This is a genomic window from Psychrobacter sp. 1Y4 (assembly GCF_051847555.1).
Genome location: NZ_JBPYDE010000036.1, coordinates 1 through 1,996, shown reverse-complemented (window position 1 = coordinate 1,996; position 1,996 = coordinate 1). Strand labels below are relative to the sequence as shown.

The window sequence follows — 1,996 nt, the reverse complement described above, 5'->3', positions numbered from 1 at the left end:
CATATATTGCTCAAGTACTTGATAAATCGTCCAACCATTCGCATGCCAGAACACCATACCTGGTGCTTGCTCTTGCATATGAAATAGGTTCAGTGCTTTACCAATTTTACGATGGTCACGCTTTTCTGCTTCTTCAATACGCTGGATATAAGCTTTTAACTGTTTTTTATCAGCCCACGCAGTACCATAGATACGCTGTAACTGCTCGTTTTTCGCATCGCCGCGCCAATAAGCACCTGACATTTTGGTCAGTTTGAATACTTTCAAAAAGCGCGTGTTTGGTACGTGTGGACCACGGCACATATCAACATACTCTTGATGATGATACAGACCAAAGGCTTCTTCACCTGGCATATCATTAATCAGTTTTAGCTTATAGTCTTCGTTACGTGATTCAAATATCTCGATCGCTTCGGCACGTGGCGTCATTTTTTTGATAACGTCATAATCTTGCTTGATCAGCTCCATCATGCGTTTTTCAATGGCTTCCATATGCTCAGGCGTAAATGGCGTTTCACTAAAGATATCGTAGTAAAAACCATCATCAATAACAGGACCAATGACCATCTTCACATCAGGGTAGAGCTGTTTAACCGCATGACCTAATAGGTGAGCGCATGAGTGACGAATGATATCAACACCATCGTCATCTTTTGGCGTTACGATTTCAACGTTGGCATCAGCGACGATAGGATCGTGCGCATCTACTAAATGACCATTGACACGTCCAGCAACTGTCGCTTTAGCGAGCCCTGTCCCAATACTTTGCGCCACTTCCATGACTGTTGTATGACCTTCGAAGTTTTTCACGCTACCATCGGGTAAAGTAATCGCTACCATAATCTATTCGCCTGTTATTGGGTCCGTTGGCAGTGATGATTGCAACAATCAATCATATAACCGTGAGACCGCATCAATTATATCTAATCGTTGTGATATATAGTGAGAGTGACACATTACTTGCTACTACTTTGTACTGCTATATATTGTGGATTTTATTGGTTATTCAAGAGTGTCAAACAAATACCGACATCATAGACAGAACCTTGTCTTCCAGCCAATATAGATAACAAGCAAAAATAAGTAATGTAATAAAAGGATGATTATAGCAAAAATCGTCTACCAACACTAGATAGCAAGGGATAGAGCCTTAAGCTCAATAAGAGATAAACTGCGAAAGTTATTTTTGGACATTTCAAAATAGAATGTTGTCAAAACTATATAAAGTTTGTCGATTAACCTTTTATATAGTAATGTTTGTAGTAATCTCAATATTGGAGGTATGAGTAGGAGTGCCTTAAAAGAGGTAGAAGATAATAAACGGCACTACATATCTGATAAAACTATCAACCAGAGCACACTTTTATTGCCTTTTTAAAGAAGCTAACTCCAACCTATTGAAAGTATTACCAATTTCAATATCTCGCAAAATAAGTCTAAAAACATCAATAAAACAGGTTGACACAAAAAATAAACCCTCTATAATACGCCCTCATCAGACGGACTAGCGGCAACGAATATGTAAATTACATATTACTAACCCAGTTAACCTGTTGAAACGAAATTATAAAAAGCTTGACAATTCAAATCATTATGATAAGATAGTCGGCTCGCTAGATAGCTTAACCGGCAACGGAAAAGGCAAAAAGCGTAAGATTTACCCTATATATCAATGACTGGACGACAGTGATTGAGACTATTTAAAAGCATAACTAAAGAACAACTTGTGTGGATTTTTGCTGATTCAGAATGCTAAAAAATAAAGTTGACTATCTTTTCTTTTCGGAAAGATTATTAACTATAAAAATTATCATTTAAGACAGCAGAAAAACTCAAAGTTAATTCATTACGAACATAATTTTTAGCGATTTTGCCAGATTAGATGAGCCAAGTTTAGAAGCTTCTTTAAAGAGCTTCATAGCAAGATTAAACTGAAGAGTTTGATCATGGCTCAGATTGAACGCTGGCGGCAGGCTTAACACATGCAAGTCGAGCG

At 37.7% G+C, this 1,996-nt stretch carries 1 protein-coding gene and 1 rRNA gene; one reads left to right on the top strand and one right to left on the bottom strand.

Annotated elements, in window-relative coordinates; genetic code table 11:
• Positions 1-840, bottom strand: an 840-nt coding sequence (locus ACS8FC_RS13900) for a TGS domain-containing protein (protein WP_439297193.1), incomplete at its 3' end; no start/stop codon positions are given.
• Positions 841-1,928: 1,088 nt separating this feature from the next.
• On the opposite strand from ACS8FC_RS13900, the gene ACS8FC_RS13895 reads away from it, so the two are divergent.
• Positions 1,929-1,996 (top strand): 16S ribosomal RNA (locus ACS8FC_RS13895); the annotation flags it as partial.